Origin of the sequence: Lentzea sp. NBC_00516, assembly GCF_036346835.1 — a bacterium.
GTDB lineage: Bacteria > Actinomycetota > Actinomycetes > Mycobacteriales > Pseudonocardiaceae > Lentzea > Lentzea sokolovensis.
Genome location: NZ_CP107840.1, coordinates 202,311 through 217,002, shown reverse-complemented (window position 1 = coordinate 217,002; position 14,692 = coordinate 202,311). Strand labels below are relative to the sequence as shown.

At 68.3% G+C, this 14,692-nt stretch carries 13 protein-coding genes; 6 read left to right on the top strand and 7 right to left on the bottom strand.

Features of this window, described 5'->3' with window-relative positions; translation table 11 throughout:
* The first annotated feature begins 1 nt into the window (after nucleotide 1).
* Together OG205_RS01015 and OG205_RS01010 are read left to right on the top strand one after the other, a co-directional pair.
* A complete protein-coding gene (locus OG205_RS01015; protein WP_330274305.1) occupies nucleotides 2-1,435 on the top strand; it encodes a trypsin-like serine protease in 1,434 nt (477 codons plus the stop codon).
* Between the two features lie 211 nt (nucleotides 1,436-1,646).
* Nucleotides 1,647-2,867: a family 16 glycosylhydrolase gene (locus OG205_RS01010; RefSeq protein WP_442916723.1), complete on the top strand. Its 1,221-nt coding sequence runs from the start codon at nucleotides 1,647-1,649 to the stop codon at nucleotides 2,865-2,867.
* A 98-nt stretch (nucleotides 2,868-2,965) separates the two neighbouring features.
* Here the strand turns inward: OG205_RS01010 and OG205_RS01005 are convergent, their stop codons facing one another.
* From OG205_RS01005 to OG205_RS00995, 3 genes are read right to left on the bottom strand one after another with little or no spacing between them, the layout of a single operon-like run.
* Nucleotides 2,966-3,823, bottom strand: coding sequence for an ornithine cyclodeaminase family protein (locus OG205_RS01005; protein ID WP_330274304.1), 858 nt, complete (start codon nucleotides 3,821-3,823; stop codon nucleotides 2,966-2,968).
* Between the two features lie 25 nt (nucleotides 3,824-3,848).
* Nucleotides 3,849-4,010 (bottom strand): DUF397 domain-containing protein, encoded by a 162-nt coding sequence (locus tag OG205_RS01000; RefSeq protein WP_330274303.1) that lies wholly within the window; start codon nucleotides 4,008-4,010, stop codon nucleotides 3,849-3,851.
* A gap of 10 nt (nucleotides 4,011-4,020) precedes the next feature.
* Entirely contained in the window at nucleotides 4,021-4,851 is an 831-nt protein-coding gene (locus OG205_RS00995; RefSeq protein WP_330274302.1) for a DUF5753 domain-containing protein, read from the bottom strand.
* On the opposite strand from OG205_RS00995, the gene OG205_RS00990 reads away from it, so the two are divergent.
* Together OG205_RS00990 and OG205_RS00985 are read left to right on the top strand one after the other, a co-directional pair.
* Entirely contained in the window at nucleotides 4,775-5,167 is a 393-nt protein-coding gene (locus OG205_RS00990) for a zinc finger protein (RefSeq protein ID WP_330274301.1), read from the top strand. The genes OG205_RS00995 and OG205_RS00990 overlap by 77 nt on opposite strands.
* Nucleotides 5,149-5,397: a hypothetical protein gene (locus tag OG205_RS00985; protein WP_330274300.1), complete on the top strand. Its 249-nt coding sequence runs from the start codon at nucleotides 5,149-5,151 to the stop codon at nucleotides 5,395-5,397. The genes OG205_RS00990 and OG205_RS00985 overlap by 19 nt, the downstream gene beginning before the upstream one ends.
* 56 nt (nucleotides 5,398-5,453) lie before the next feature.
* On the opposite strand, the gene OG205_RS00980 is transcribed toward OG205_RS00985, so the two are convergent.
* Genes OG205_RS00980 through OG205_RS00970 form a run of 3 tightly spaced genes read right to left on the bottom strand, consistent with a single transcriptional unit; the run spans nucleotide 5,454 to nucleotide 11,336 of the window.
* On the bottom strand, nucleotides 5,454-6,575 hold the full coding sequence (locus OG205_RS00980) for a hypothetical protein (RefSeq protein WP_330274299.1): 1,122 nt from the start codon (nucleotides 6,573-6,575) through the stop codon (nucleotides 5,454-5,456).
* Nucleotides 6,572-9,448 carry an ATP-binding protein gene (locus OG205_RS00975; RefSeq protein WP_330274298.1) on the bottom strand — a complete coding sequence of 959 codons (2,877 nt, stop codon included), beginning with the start codon at nucleotides 9,446-9,448 and terminating at the stop codon, nucleotides 6,572-6,574. The genes OG205_RS00980 and OG205_RS00975 overlap by 4 nt, the downstream gene beginning before the upstream one ends.
* The gene (locus OG205_RS00970) at nucleotides 9,432-11,336 is read right to left on the bottom strand and encodes a hypothetical protein (protein ID WP_330274297.1); all 1,905 of its coding nucleotides are present in this window, start codon (nucleotides 11,334-11,336) and stop codon (nucleotides 9,432-9,434) included. The genes OG205_RS00975 and OG205_RS00970 overlap by 17 nt, the downstream gene beginning before the upstream one ends.
* An 83-nt stretch (nucleotides 11,337-11,419) precedes the next feature.
* Between OG205_RS00970 and OG205_RS00965 the strand changes: the two genes are divergently transcribed.
* A complete protein-coding gene (locus tag OG205_RS00965; protein ID WP_330274296.1) occupies nucleotides 11,420-11,734 on the top strand; it encodes a DUF4190 domain-containing protein in 315 nt (104 codons plus the stop codon).
* Here the strand turns inward: OG205_RS00965 and OG205_RS00960 are convergent.
* Nucleotides 11,718-12,569 carry a hypothetical protein gene (locus tag OG205_RS00960; protein WP_330274295.1) on the bottom strand — a complete coding sequence of 284 codons (852 nt, stop codon included), beginning with the start codon at nucleotides 12,567-12,569 and terminating at the stop codon, nucleotides 11,718-11,720. The genes OG205_RS00965 and OG205_RS00960 overlap by 17 nt on opposite strands.
* Before the next feature lie 436 nt (nucleotides 12,570-13,005).
* On the opposite strand from OG205_RS00960, the gene OG205_RS00955 reads away from it, so the two are divergent.
* Nucleotides 13,006-14,691 (top strand): DEAD/DEAH box helicase, encoded by a 1,686-nt coding sequence (locus OG205_RS00955; protein ID WP_330274294.1) that lies wholly within the window; start codon nucleotides 13,006-13,008, stop codon nucleotides 14,689-14,691.
* Nucleotide 14,692 lies beyond the last annotated feature (1 nt).

The window sequence follows — 14,692 nt, the reverse complement described above, 5'->3', positions numbered from 1 at the left end:
ATTGCGATTAGCCAAGATCCTGGGGGCGGTCACCGCGAGCGTGCTGTTCGCGTCGACCATCGCGGCTGCACCGGCCACGGCCGGACCCACGACCACGATCGACCCGAGCACCGTCAAGGAGTCGATCGAGTACCTGGTGCAGACCTACCGCATCAGTGAGCGGGAGGCGTTGCGCCGGCTGGAACTCCAGAACAACGCCACCGAGCTCGAGAAGAGACTGAAGAGCGAGGCCGCCGGCGAGTACGGCGGCATGTGGATCGACCAGGAGGCGGGCGGCAAGCTCGTCGTCGCGATGACGAAACCCGCCGCCGCGCAACGACACATCGCCGCGTTGCCCGACCGCGCGAACGTCAGCATCCGCACGGTCAAGAACTCCCTGGCCTCGCTTCAGGCCACCTACGACCGGATCAGCGGCCAGATCGGCGCCAAGGCGGAGTCGGTGTACCTGCCGGCCGTCAGCCCGACCGAGAACAAGGTCGTCGTCTGGGAACGCGCCTGGCTCAAGAAGCCCGGGATCGCCGCGCAGGCGGAGCCGCGCACGTTCGACGCCGACCCGAGCCTGGTGTCGGCCCGCACGCTGAAGAAGCCGACCCCGTACTCGGCCGACCCGATCGACTGGGGTTTCTGCCACCCGCTGTACTGCACGAACTACGGCCCCATGCGCGGCGGTCTGCGCCTGGACATGAGGCGTGACAACGGCACCACCGGCGGCTGCACCAGCGCGTTCAACCTGCGCACGACCGGCGGCGCGTTCCCGGGAGTGCCGTGGGTGCTGACCGCGGGCCACTGCATGGCGACCAAGACGAACAACGTGCCGACCGAGCACAACCGCGAGGTGATCCTCAACCAGCACGGCATCGAGAAGAACTTCTACCCCTACGACTACTCCGCCCTGCGGTACGTCGACGCGGCCACCGCGAACAGGTGGCTGGAGAGCCAGACCAACCGCAACATGGTGCTCAAGTACTGCCGCAACGGCGGTCTGGACAGCAACGGCGACACCCCGTGCGGCCCGCAGGCGACCTCCCAGAACCAGGAGATCACCTCGGTCACGCCGCTGGCGCAGGTCCTGCCCGGCGCGGTCGTGTGCTCCTCGGGTTCCGGTGCCAGCTCGGTGAACTACCCGGACTCCTACGACAGCGGCCCCGGCGCGGACTACCTCGTCGGCACGCGGTGCGGCCGGGTCCTCTCGACCGACGTCGGCATCAACACCGACCTGTGCTCGCGCAACGGTGACAGCGGCAGTCCGCTGTTCAGCCAGGTCACCAAGGCGGCCCTGGGCATCCTGGAGGGCAGCCAGCAGGCCCGCAGCGGCCCGTGCCAGCTGGGCGAGCTGACCGACTACGCCCCGATCTCGACGATCCTCGAAGACCTCAGCGCGCGCCAGGCGAGCGGTGGTTCGGTCTTCAACGTGATCACGACCCCGCAGGGCTGATGCCCGCAGTCTCCGGAGGGACCGGTTCGGGCCCTCCGGAGACGCACCTTCGAGTTAAGCAGCCTTAAATCCACTGGTAGCGGGCCAGATCTCCTGAGAGCGCTCTCATCTGACAAATTCGTGAAAACCTTTACACGTTGACCGAGAGTCACAGCACGACAACACTTCCGAACCACTGGGCGCACAACTAACACCCGGAAAGGTCGGTTCGATGCAGCGACGCATCGGGACGGCCCTTGCCGCTGCCTTGATGGTTGCCGCAGGGATCACCGTCGCCACCACCAGCCAAGCTCCCCCTGCCAACGCGGCGGTGACCTGGGCCGACGAGTTCAACGCTCCCGCCGGTTCAGGTGTCGACGGCGGCAAGTGGAACATGGAAGTGGGCAACAACAACGGCAACAACAGGGAAAACCAGTGGTACCAGTCGGGTACCTCCAACGCCGCGCACGACGGCCAGGGCAACCTGGTCATCACCGCCAAGCGCGAGAACCCCGGCAACTACAACTGCTGGTACGGACGGTGTGAGTACACGTCCGCCCGCATCAACACCGCGAACAAGTTCACCCAGACCTACGGCCGGTTCGAAGCGCGGATGAAGATGCCGCGCGGCAAGGGAATCTGGCCCGCGTTCTGGATGCTGGGCGCGGACATCAACACCGGCAACCCGTGGCCGGGCTCCGGTGAGATCGACATCATGGAGTTCCTGGGACACCAGACGAACACCGTGTACGGCACGATCCACGGCCCCGGTTACTCCGGCGCCGGCGGCAAGTCCCACGCCTACAACGGCCCGAACTTCTCCGACGGTTTCCACAACTTCGCGGTTGACTGGAAGCCCGGCGAGATCACGTGGTCGGTGGACGGCAACGTCTACGCCCGCAACACGCCGACGGACGTCAACGGCAACCCGTGGGTGTTCAACAAGCCCTTCTTCATCATCATCAACCTCGCGGTCGGTGGCGAGTGGCCGGGCTACCCCGACGGCAGCACGACGTTCCCGCAGCAGCTCGTGATCGACTGGGTCCGCGTCTCCAACGACACCCCCAGTGGTGGTGGCGGCTCGGAGATCCGCGGCATCGGCGGCAAGTGCCTCGACGTGCCCTGGGCGAACACCGCCAACGGCACGCCCATCCAGATCGTCGGCTGCAACGGCAACGCGGCCCAGAAGTGGAGCCGTCCCGGTGACGGCACGATCCGCTCGCTGGGCAAGTGCCTGGACGTCAACGGTGGCGGAACCGCCAACGGCACAGTGGTCCAGCTTTGGGACTGCAACGGCTCGGCTGCCCAGCAATGGGCCGTCAGTGGGGCACAGGACATCGTGAACCCGCAGGCCAACAAGTGTCTGGACGCCATCGGAGGCTCCTCGGCCGACGGCACGAGAACCCACATCTGGGACTGCCTCGGCGTCGCCAGCCAGAAGTGGGCGGTCTGAGGTCTCTCCACGTCAGGTTGCGCATGGCCTGACGAGGAGAATCACGGCGCTGGACGTGAACCCCCGCGGCGGATGGGTTCACGTCCAGCGCTTTTCCTTTACGCCAGAAGCCTTGCGACAGCCCAGTCCTGCACCGCGACGCCGACCGACTTGAACACCGTCCGGCCTTCCCTGAGCGGCGGATTCCCCAGCGCCGCACCGAGTTCGACGAGCGACTCCAGCCTGAGCACGCCGGACTGCACGGCCCGGATGATCTCGCCGGCCTCGCTCAGCGCCGCCTCGACCTGGTCCACCACCACGACTCCGGCGGTCGCCAGCAGTTCCTCGGGCAGCTCCCGCATCACCGGCCGATACGAGCCGATGGCGTTGACGTGCACCCGTTCCTTGAGCGAGTCGCACCGGAACAACGGCACGGTCGACGCCGTCGCACAGCACACGATGTCCGCGCTCTCGACCGCTTCGTCCGGGTCGTTCGCCACGTCCATGACCGTGTCCGGCAGCTCGTCCTTCATGCTCTCCAGCAACGCCTCGGCCTTCTTGGCGTTCCGGTTGAACACGACGAGCTTCTTCAACGGCCGCACCGCGTGCACGGCCCGGATCTGGTCCGCCGCCTGCGCCCCGGCCCCCAGCAACGCCAGGTGCGAGGCGTCCTCGTCGGCCAGCAGATCCGTTGCCACACCGACGACAGCGCCGGTCCGCAGCGTCGTGAGCGGCACCGCGTCCGTGACGAACTGACCGTCCGGATGAGAGAACACGACCGTGCCCGTGATCACCGGATCCCGTTCGAGCTCGATGCTGATCACCTTGACCGCTGTGGACCGCGTGGGCCGGTGATGCGCCGCCATGACGAGCGACCGGCTGTCGCTGAACGCGTGCCGCGCGGGCAGGTCGAACTCCTCCGCGCTGAGCCCGACGAACGCTTCTCGCACGGCATCGATCGCTGCGGGCATGGTCATGGTTCGGATGGTAACGACCTGCCGGTCAGCGCTCCCGCGTGACGCCCGCCAGGAACGCGGACCAGGCGGCGGCGTCGATCTCGATGTGGGCGGCCGGCGCCTTGCTGTCCCGGATGCCGATGCCGATGGCGACTTCGACGCACTCGCTGGCGTTCGCGCTGTAGCTGCTCTTGCGCCACTCGGCCATCAATCTCTCCTCAACCGATGATGTCTTTGATCAGACTCCTCGATTGTTCCTCGTCCAACGCCGTCCGGGCGAGTGATTCGACCACCGCGTCGTAGCTCTTGATCGGCAGCGGCGACTCGATGATCAGGCTGGCGTTCTCGCTCTCCACGAAGACGACCGGCTCGATCTTGTGGAACCTCATCAGGTTGAAGCCCCCCGCGTGTCCCGCATGCGCTCCGATCGACGTGGGCAGCACCCTGATGACGACGTACTGCCGCATCGACACCTTCACCAGGTACTCCAGCTGGGCACGCATCACCTCCTCGCCACCGACCGGCGTCCTGAGCACGGACTCGTGGAGGTAGAACGTCGCCTTCAGGCCCGGCCGCAGCGCTTCCTGCCGTGCCACTCGTGCGTTGACCCGCTCTTCCACCTCGTCCTCGGGCACGTTCGCGTTCGCCGCGATCACCGCACGCGCGTAGTCCGGTATCTGCAACATGCCGTGCACCAGCAACGGCAACCAGCTCACCAGCGTCTTCGCGATGGCCTCGTGCTGGACGAGGGTGCGCGGCAGGATCGGCTCGGCGGCCCCGTGTTCCTGCAGCCATCCCTTGACGTTCGTCGCGCGGAAGAGCTTCTGCAGGTGTTCCCGCTCGTCCGACGGCGTCCGGCACGCCCCCAGCAACAGCGCGAGTTCCAGTTCGGTCGCACCGCCCTTGCCGTTGATCAGGTCGGACAGCTTGGCTTCCTGCCAGTCGACGATTTCGGCGATCTTGCGCGAGGTCATGCCCGTGGCGGCGATGGCGGCGCGAAGCCCGTCACCGAACTCCCGACCCCTTGCAGTGGAGAATCTTTTCGGCATGGCGAGGACCGTAGACCCATTCTCAGGGCCTCCAGAACATTTACCAGCAACACAACCCAAAAGGGCGTTAGCTTGGAGCTCCTCCAAGCTGCAGAATAATCCTGTGAGATTTCGATGGACGCCCCACGAAGGGCGGCGACACGCCATCTCCGACGAGCCGGCCAGGGGGCGGCTCGTCGAGACTCTATGCGGCGATCCCTTTGTGCCGCAAGAGTTCAACCTGTGGCGAGACAAGATAGTGTGGCCGACGTGCTGGGACTGCGACGGCATCTGGCGCGAGAACGAGGGGATCCTGCCATGGCCGCGGAAATCCTGACCGAAGACCTACTGCGCATATCTCTTCAGCGCCTCTCGCGTGAGGTGGTGAAGACTTATCCACAGTTCGGCGAGCTACTCGCACAAAACATGTTGCGCACGTGCGGCCTGATTCCCGACCTGGAACGCGCCGCGCACTATCGCGACCTCGGCACGTTGCTCATGGACCTGGGCCGCCTTTACCTGGCAGAGGCCGACGAACTCTCCACAGTCGACCTCCCCCAGACCTGACAACAACCCCCGGCAGGCTCCGGACCCATCGCCCCGGAGCCGCGCCACCGCCAGGGCTAGTCGTCGTCACCCTTCTCGCCGCCTCCGCCGCGCTTCTTGATGGAGTCGACGAAGGAGTCGAGGTAAGCCTTGAGCGTCCACGGCATGATCTTCCAGTGGTCGAAGTTCTTGCCGATCTCACCCGCTACCGGCGCGAGCGCACCGATGATGTCGCTCTGGGCGGCCTCGCCGCCGATTTTCTCAGCGGCCTCGCCGACGAAGTTGGTGAACTCCTCGACCTGCTTGCCCCGGAACTCGTCCTCGGTCTCGTCGTCCACGCCGTTGTCGTCGGCGTCGCCGTCGTCGTCAGGGCCATCTGACGAGTCAGGCCCTTCGCCCTCCGAGTTTTCCGACTCATCGTCAGACTCGTCGTCATCGTCCGATTCGTCGTCGTCTTCAGACTCGTCGTCATCGGACTCGTCGTCGTCATCAGACTCGTCGTCGTCATCAGACTCGTCGTCGTCATCGGACTCGTCGTCGTCATCAGACTCGTCGTCGTCATCAGACTCGTCGTCGTCATCAGACTCGTCGTCGTCATCGGACTCGTCGTCGTCATCGGACTCGTCGTCGTCATCGGACTCGTCATCGTCATCGGACTCGTCATCGTCATCGGACTCGTCATCGTCATCGGACTCGTCGTCGTCATCGGACTCGTCATCGTCATCGGACTCGTCATCGTCATCGGACTCGTCATCGTCATCGGACTCGTCATCGTCATCGGACTCGTCATCGTCATCGGACTCGTCATCGTCGTCCGATTCGTCGTCGTCATCGGACTCGTCATCGTCATCGGACTCGTCGTCGTCATCGGACTCGTCATCGTCATCGGACTCGTCGTCATCGGACTCGTCATCATCGTCCGATTCGTCGTCGTCTTCAGACTCGTCGTCATCGGACTCGTCATCGTCGTCAGACTCGTCGTCGTCATCCGATTCGTCGTCCTCTTCAGACTCGTCATCCTCGACAGCGCCGTCGTCGTCCTCCCCGCCCGACTCGCCCTCGCCACCAGTCTCGGACCCCTCCCCCGACTGGTCGTCCTCCTGAGCCGAGTCGGCGCCCTCATCCTCCGCAGACTCCGCCGAAGACCCGGACGACTCCGGCGCCTCGTCCTCCCCCGACGTCTCGCCCGTCTCGCTCACGGCGCCTCCCCCGGCTTCTGCGTGCTCTTGATCCTCAGCACCGAGGTCGCCCACGAGGTGCGGAGGTTGAGGAACCTGGTGGCCTGCCGGAACTGGGCCAGCGGGTCCTTCTCGCTGCTCAGGTCGGAGACGGCGAGGTCGATCGGTGCGGGCGTGACCGTGCCGCGCGTGGTGGCCTTGGCGCCGCGGCTGCGTTCTGGGCGCGCCTGCAGATCGTCGTGTTGTTCGGCGCGGGTGGTGCCGGTCAGCGCGAGGCCGCGTGCCGCCCAGGATGCTGTGCGGGGGTCCGGGGCGGTGTCCGGTGACACGGGTCGTTTCAGCGCCTTCGACACGTCTGCCCAGCGGTAGGGGCCGGACTGCCAGCGGAATTCGCTGCCGTCGCAGCCGTGCGGCTCGCCGGCGAGGGTGCGGCGGGCGCTGTCCATCAGGTGTGTCACCAGGTCGGGGGCCGCGTTGTGGGCGGTGATCGTGGCGTAGCGGGAGTCGACCGCTGTCTGCACGCGGTGGGCGAGAGCGCAGTCGAGGGTTCGCGGGTCCAAACCACGCAGTGACGTGATCCAGGCCGGGTCCGGGTCAGGAGCGGGACGGCCGGTCAGGTGGGCCACCGTCAGCAGTTCGATCCACAGCACGAAACGCGCGTCCTCGTCCGCCCGGTACACGGCGTCGCCCAGTTCGGCCAGCGTGCACGGCCGCGAGGAGCACAACTGTCCACACGCGACACTGCGCAGGCGGGCGAGGACCGGTTCCTTCGACACGAGCGCCGCGTCCTCGGAGCCCTCGTTCAACGGCACCAGCACGCGCAGCGGGCGGTCCATGCCGTCGGTGAACACGGCTGCCCGGCCTGGCGGCAGCGTGACGACGTGCCGGGACTGCGCCTCGCTGAGGTTCATCGTCGCGCCCACGGCTTCGCGGTCGTCGGCGGCGGGCAGGCGGTGCAGGATCTTGCACGCCGTGTTCTTCACGACGTCGGGCACGATCTTGCCGGGGATCTGCTCGGCGACGATGATGCCTTCGCCGTACGCGCGGATCTCGGCGAGCAACGACGTGAACAGTTCCACCGCGTGCTCGGTCTGGCTGCCCGGCTCGGCGCGCTTGAGCAGCCGGTGCGCTTCTTCCAGCACCAGCACGTGCTTCAGGCCGCGCACGCCCGCTTTGTGGTTCACGCGCAGGTGCTCGAACAACCGGATCAGCACAGCGCCGATGAAGAACGCCTTGTCCACGTCGGACCCGATGTCCTCGATCTCCAGCACCACGTTGCCGCGCAACAACGCCGCGATGTCGAGAGGGTGGCCGCCCTCGAAGAACCGGCCGGGCGTGCCGAGGCGCAACGACCCGATGCGCACGTCGACGAAGCCGCGGATGTTGTCCGCGACCTCCCGGCCGTAGCCGATCTTGTTCACGACCTCGACGGCCGCGCCCTGCAGATCGCCGAGTCCGGGGTACTTCACCGGTCCCACGCGGCCGCGCGGCACGCCGGTCACGGGATCCCAGCCGTAAGCGGTGTAGCAGTGGGTCAGCGCCTGCGCGAGCACCTGCGGGAACGGTTCGTCGGCGTCGAACGCGGCCAGGAACAGCGCGCGGGTCAGGTCGAGGTGGGTCTGCAACGGGAATCCGGCGACCGGTTCCAGCGGGTTCAGGCCCGCCGGGTAGGAGTGGGGGTCGCCGGGCCGGATCACCGTCACCGAGCCGCGCGAACCAAGCCTGCCCGCCATCGCGGCGTACTCGGCCTTCGCGGGTTCGATCACGAGCCACGGCACGCCCGCGTCGTTCAGCCCCTCCAGCAGCGTGCGGACGGTCTGGGACTTGCCGGAACCGGTGGCGCCGGCGACGAAGGTGTGCCGGTTGATCGTGTCCAGCGCGACCCGGTACTCCCCGACCGGCTGATCGGCGTCGTCGAGCACCAGTCCCAGCGGCACGTCCCCTGCGACCTCGGGCGTGACGTCGAACAGGGGTGGCTCGACCACGCGGATGCCCGGCAGTTCCCGCCGCGGCGGACGAGCGAGCGCGGCCACCAACTCGGCCGTGGCAGAAAAGGGCGAGCTCAACTCTCCGCTCTTGACCCGGTCACGCCACACGCCGGCGAAGTCCGAGCAGTCCTGTCCCGGGGTGAGGACGTACGGCAGGACGTCCAGATCGCTGGCACCGCACAGCAACGCGGCCGCGGTGCGCGCGCTCACGTCGTCCACACCGCCGACCAGCACGTGCACCGACCACATGCCGACGGCCTGGGCACGGGACAGTTCCCGGTAGCGCGACTCGGCCCGCAGCAACGCGACCCGGTCGGGTTCCGAGTTCTCCCGCTGCCGCAGGCGCGGCATGGTCGTCTCCAGCGCCAGCAGTTCGCGTTCGACGGTCTCCGCGGCCAACGGCTCCGCCAGGACCAGCCAGACGAACTCGCCCGGCAGGTGCGTGACGTAGTCGTCGAAGCCGCCCCTGCCCGGTGCCGCGGAACCGGACTCCGGTGTCCACAGTGGATCGGTCCCGCCCGCGCAACGGGTCCACGAGCCCAGGGACGCCCACCGCGCACGAAGTTCCTCCACCGGCTCCACGTCACCGAGGCTGCCCGGCGGGTAGAGCAACGGCACACCGGTGTCGGAATCCGAGCGGACCACCGGCGAGTACGGCCGTCCACCGACGAGGATGCGCAGTTCACGACCGCCGCGCGAACGTTCCCAGGCCACCGCGAACGCCGAGTCCGGCCGGCCGCGCAGGCCCGCGTGCGCCGCGGTCAGAGCGGCGAACAACTGGGCCGGGGCGCGCCCGCCCGACTCGTCCGGGCGGTCCACCGCCGTGGCCATGTCGTCGCCGCGAGGGACGACCTTCATCCGGTGGAAGACGAAACCGTCGAGCACGGACTCAGGAGGCCCGTGCATCGAGGGCCACCCGGTCGAGGAGCACGATGCCGGGGTTGCAGTCACCGAGAACGACCCTGCGTCCCGTGGGAGCGGTCTCCACCATCACGAACGCCGTGGGCGCCAGCGCCTGCAGCGTCGTCGGTTCGACGGTGAACTCGTAGACGCGGGCATCGGTCCGGCCGAGGGTCTCCGACCTGGCCTCCGACTGGCTGCGGGTGTCCGACCAGTTCGCTTCCCTGCTCTCCGCCCTGCTGCTGAACGACGACCACGAACTGCCGGAGGACGAGCTCCCTCCGTTGTTGGAGTAGGAACTGCTGGAGCTGCCGCCCGAGCTGGAGCCCCTGCTGGTGGTGACGCCTTCCGAACCGCCCTCGGACGTCGACGAGCCGTGCGTGAGGGTCTTGCCGATCTGCTCGGTCAGCTGGGACATCACGAACTTGTGCCCGCGGCCGATGAACTCCGCGGCGGCCGCGGCCTCCTCGCCGTTGCCCAGCTGCATCAGCAGGGTGGCGGTGCCGCCGGCGCCGAGGAGCTTGCGCAGGTCGTCCCGCAGGTGCTGGATCAGGAAGATCAGCCGCACGCCGGAGCGCCGCGCCTGCCTGGCCATCGCCTCGAGCGCTTCCAGGCCGATCTGGTCGGCGCCGGCGACGACCAGCGTCTCGCGTCCGGTCGCCTGGCGCGAGTGCAGTTCCTGCAGGGCGCGGTGGAACACGACGTGGTCGAGGAACCGGCGGTGCCTGCCGGTCCTGGCCCTGGTCGCGATCGTCGCGAGACCGCGCACCGGCCACACCTCGCGGAAGCCGGCAGAATCGGCAGCGTCCTCTTCGGCGCGGGCCAGCGAGCGCAGTTCCCCTTCCAGGGACTGGAGTTCGTTGCGGACCTGGTCGGTGTTGCCGGCCGTGTCGACGTACGAGTTGAGCTTGCGCAGTTCGTCCGCCGCGAGCGTCTCGTCCGATCCGGCGTCGTACACGCGGCGCAGCACCTGGAGCCCGGCGACCAGCTTCGCGAACGTGACGGGCCCGGTGAGCCGCTCGGCGATCGCCGTCAGCAGGTCGATGTGCAGACCGCGCTGGTCCGCGGCCATCATCGAGCGGTTGAGGTTGTACATGGACTCGGCCAGCACCTCGGCCAGTTCGGTCGCGTCGAGACCGGTCAGCAGGCCGAGGCGCGTGAGGTCGCGGGGCGCCTCGTGGGCGTGGACCTCATAACCCTGACGCGTGGCGGCGTGCGCGACGTTCTCGCCGACGGACATGTCGGTGAAGTCCAGCAGCAGCATCGACGATCCGGACGCGAGCTGCGCGGCGCCGATCGTGGTGAGCAGGCTGGCCCAGCCGTCCTCGGTGCCGCCGAAGACGTCGATCCGGCCCGGCCTCGACGCGAGCTGCAACGGGTGCCACAGCATGGCCGTGACGAACCGTTCGGCCTCCCGGCGGTCGTGCTCCTCGATGCGGGCGCGCCACCCCGCGTACGCGTCGTTGTAGCGCTGGACCGCGCCGTTGTACTCGGCGTCGTAGCGCCGCTTCATCACGCTGAAACGGCGCTTGGTGCGGAAGAACGAGAAGATCACGAGCACGACGCCCACGATCAGCACGATCCACGTCGCCCACTGCTCCAGCGCGGGCACCGTCGCGCGGGTCGGCCTGAGCAGCGCGCCCGTGAACACCACCGCGAAGAACGTGGCGACGAGCCCGCCGATCAACGCGAGCCAGGCCTTCTTGCTGCGTTTCTGCTGGAGCAGGAAGTCGTGAGGCGCGTAGACCTGGTCGGCCACCGGCTCGTGGGCCGCCTCCGGGCTGATCGCGGGCAGCGCGGGAGCGGTGAACTCCCAGCCCCACCTCTCCTGGCCGCTGAACAGCCTCTGCCACATCTGATTCGTCCCGGCCACGACGACGTCCTGCCCCTGCACGAGCCCTCCCCAGTGCGCTCTGAAAGATCGAGCATCACCGATTGTGCCGGATGGCCTAGCGCGCTGTGACACAATCGCGAACTGTGTCGGTCAATTCATCGGGGGAACCGCCGCAAGGGCCCAATCCGCCCGCGTACCTGCAGCTGTCCCAGGCTCCGCCGCAGCAGTACACGGGGCCGGGCCGCAACGGGTGGGCGGTCGCCTGTTTCATTTGCGGCCTGGTCGGAATCCTGGGCTTCCCGATCCTGCTGTGCTGGATCTTCGGCTTCATGGCGCGGTTCCAGATCATGCGGACCGGTCAGAAGGGCCGCCTGCTGGTGCACCTCGGGTTCATGGCGTCCGGCATCTGGATCCTGATCATCATCGCCAAGGCCGCACAGCTCACGCCGAATCTGTGATCGCGACCGCGCGGCCGCTGGTGTCGAACTCGTGCGCCAGGGTCCGCAGCGGCTGATCACCGGCGGCCCACGCGGCCGTCCAGGTCAGGCACTCCGCGGCGCCGTTGCCACCGCACTCGACCAGGTCTGCGCCGATCTCGTCGAGCCATTCCTGCGACGTGCCACCGATTCCCGCCAGGAACGCCTCGTCCCAGGTGCGCACGAGCTCGCGGATCGTTCCTTCACGCCGTGCGCGCTCGTTGACGTCCTTGATCCACGTCTGGCGTTCCTCCTCCGTGAGCGCCACGCCGGTCTCGGGTTCGCGGAAGCCCGGCAGGTCGTGCGCCAGCCCGCCCGAGCCGACGTAAAGAACGCGCTTGTCCGCGAAGAACTCCCCGACACGGCGGCCCAGTGCGGCGGCACGGCGGAAGGTCGCGTGCGGCGGCGAGGCGCAGTTGATGAAGATCGGCAGCACCGGCTTGGCGTCGATCGTGCCCAGCAGGTCGCGGGTCGTGTGGCCGAACGCGTGGTCCAGGGCGGCGCTGTAGGCCGTGGCGATGTCGAACTCGTGCGCGACCAGGTCGGCGATCAGCGCGCGTCCCAGATCGGCGGGCACGTCGTAGGAACCGGTGGGTCCGGCGACGTCGCCCTGCGCGGTCGCCTCCAGCACGACGGCGAAGGTCGGGACCACGGAACGGAAAGCGCGCCGGTGGTCGGTGCCGAAGAAGACGACGAGCTCCGGGTCGAACTCGTCAACGGCCTCGCGGGCGGCGCCGATCGCCTCGCGGACCGGGCCGTGAGGCGCGCTCGGCAGGGTGATCAGGTGCGAGGCGCAGACCGTCAGGCGTTTCTTCACCGGCCCAGTCTAGGTTCCGGGAGGCGTGACGAGCCCGCGCGTCCACTGTGGACTGCCTGCCGCTGGTGATCAACGGCAGGTGCCAAAGCCGAGATCCGGCCCATGTGGACCCACTCCAGGTGCGGGCTCCGTCCACCCTGCGCTCCGGCGTCACGGAAACAGTTGCGGCGACGGTGAAACAGGGGCCCGGTCGTTGGCGATGTCCGATGGGCGATGGGCGCGGTGTGGGAAGGGTCACGTGGTCCGCACGTCGGCACCAAGGCCGGGATCAAACCGTGACACCGATGTCCTCACCGGAATAAGGCCTGGTCAGGTCGAGATGTCGGTCACGGCGAACGGCGTGACGAGCAGCGCGGACGTGCGCGTGAGCCTGCGAGAGGCGGCTTGACCTGGTCTGAGTGAGTGCGGTGTGAGGCGGTGGGGGAAGATACTCGCCATGACCACCGCCGACAACGGTTCCGCCGACAACGGTTTCGCCGACCTGGGCCTGCGCCCCGACCTCCTCAACGCCCTCAACGCTCTGGGCTACGAGGAGCCGACGCCGATCCAGAGCGAAGCGATCCCGCCGTTGCTCGCGGGCAACGACCTGCTGGGCCAGGCGGCCACGGGCACGGGCAAGACGGCGGCGTTCGCGCTCCCGCTGCTCGAGCGCATCGCCGACAGGATCGGCAAGGGTGAGAAGCCGCTGGCCCTCGTCCTCGCGCCTACCCGTGAGCTGGCCGTGCAGGTGTCGGAGGCGGTCCACCGCTACGGACGCCACATGGGCGCACGCGTCCTCCCCATCTACGGCGGCCAGCCCATCGGCCGTCAGCTGCGCGAGCTGTCCCGCGGCGTCGACGTGGTGGTCGCGACCCCGGGTCGCGCGATCGACCATCTCCAGCGCGGCACGTTGCAGCTGGGCGACCTGCGGGTCGTCGTGCTCGACGAGGCCGACGAGATGCTCGACATGGGCTTCGCGGAGGACATCGACGCGATCCTGAGCGAGACGCCGGCCGAACGGCAGACCGTGCTGTTCTCGGCCACGATGCCGCCGCGCATCGACCGCATGGCCAAGAGCCACCTCCGCTCGCCGGTGCTGATCCAGATCGAGCGCGAGAAGACGGAGCCGGGCGAGGCCCCGCGCGTCCGGCAGACCGCGTACCTCGTGCGCCGCGAGCACAAGCCCGCCGCCCTGGGCCGTGTGCTGGACGTCGAGTCGCCGACCGCCGCCGTCGTCTTCTGCCGCACCCGCGACGAGGTCGACCAGCTCACCGAGACGCTCAACGGCCGCGGCTACCGCGCCGAGTCGCTGCACGGTGGCATCAGCCAGGAGCAGCGCGACCGCGTCATGTCGCGTCTGCGTTCCGGCACCGCCGACCTGCTGGTGGCCACCGACGTCGCCGCCCGCGGCCTCGACATCGAGCAGCTCACGCACGTCGTGAACTACAACGTGCCGTCCGCCCCCGAGGCGTACACGCACCGCATCGGCCGTGTGGGCCGCGCCGGCCGTGAGGGCGTCGCGATCACCCTGGTCGAGCCGCGCGAGAACTCGATGCTCAAGACGATCGAGCGCGTCACCAAGACCAAGATCCCGGTCGAGAAGGTCCCGACGGTCGCCGACCTGCGCGCCCGTCAGCTGGAACTGACCCGCTCGTCGCTGCACGAGTCGCTGCTGGAGGACGACCTCTCGCGCTTCCGCGTCGTGGTCGAGACGCTGGCGGACGAGTTCGACGTCATGGAGATCGCGCTCGCCGCGGTCAAGCTCGCGCACGAGGCCTCCGGTGCCGCCGCCGACGAGGAGGAGATCCCGGAGGTCCGCCCGCGTGAGGACCGTCCGCGCCGCGATGGTGTCGGTGGCGCGCCCGCCGGCCCGCGCCGCGAACGTCGTGGCCCGACGGAGGGCATGACCAGGCTGTTCCTCGGTGCCGGCCGCTCGTCGGGCATCCGTCCGCAGGACATCGTCGGCGCCCTCACCGGCGAGACGGAGCTGAAGGGCCGCGACATCGGCGCCATCGAGATCGCCGACCGGTTCTCGCTGGTCGAGGTGCCGGGCACGGCCGCGAACGACGTGATCGAGCAGCTGCGCGACGCCACGATCAAGGGCAAGCGCGTCACGATCCGCCGCGAGCGCCAGCCCCGCTAGA

Coding starts and splice junctions, on each gene's coding strand:
- OG205_RS00985 (WP_330274300.1), top strand. CDS start 5,149: ATGGCCGCGGAAATCCTGACCGAAGACCTACTGCGCATATCTCTTCAG.
- OG205_RS00975 (WP_330274298.1), bottom strand. CDS start 9,448: ATGCACGGGCCTCCTGAGTCCGTGCTCGACGGTTTCGTCTTCCACCGG.
- OG205_RS00995 (WP_330274302.1), bottom strand. CDS start 4,851: ATGCCGAAAAGATTCTCCACTGCAAGGGGTCGGGAGTTCGGTGACGGG.
- OG205_RS01005 (WP_330274304.1), bottom strand. CDS start 3,823: ATGACCATGCCCGCAGCGATCGATGCCGTGCGAGAAGCGTTCGTCGGG.
- OG205_RS01000 (WP_330274303.1), bottom strand. CDS start 4,010: ATGGCCGAGTGGCGCAAGAGCAGCTACAGCGCGAACGCCAGCGAGTGC.
- OG205_RS01010 (WP_442916723.1), top strand. CDS start 1,647: ATGCAGCGACGCATCGGGACGGCCCTTGCCGCTGCCTTGATGGTTGCC.
- OG205_RS00955 (WP_330274294.1), top strand. CDS start 13,006: ATGACCACCGCCGACAACGGTTCCGCCGACAACGGTTTCGCCGACCTG.
- OG205_RS00990 (WP_330274301.1), top strand. CDS start 4,775: ATGCCCGTGGCGGCGATGGCGGCGCGAAGCCCGTCACCGAACTCCCGA.